At 32.2% G+C, this 298-nt stretch carries 1 protein-coding gene; it reads right to left on the reverse strand.

Annotated features, from left to right (window positions below; all coding sequences use genetic code 11):
• Positions 1-298: MYG1 family protein (locus G3997_RS05330; RefSeq protein WP_296644077.1), on the reverse strand; the 298-nt coding region annotated here is incomplete at both ends.

Consider the following 298-nt stretch of genomic DNA (forward strand, 5'->3'; position numbering starts at 1 on the left):
TATCTACTTTTTGTGATACTTCTTGTTGCTCTTTTTTATCTGTTAATTCTGGGAATTGTGAGTTTATATATGATATACCAAAGTCTCTCCATAAAAGTCCAAATCCACAATATGGTATTCCATTTTCTCTTCTTTCTTTGCCAACATGGTGATGATCATACTTACCGTTTCCTACATCTGATACAACATCACAAGTTTTTAATAATTCTTCATCTCTTGTTCTGATTACTTCTAGGTCATTATATATAGATTTCATAAGTGCTACACCGAATACATCGTCAGCATGAAATGTCCCATT

This window comes from Romboutsia sp. 13368, from assembly GCF_018336475.1.
Lineage (GTDB): Bacteria > Bacillota > Clostridia > Peptostreptococcales > Peptostreptococcaceae > Romboutsia.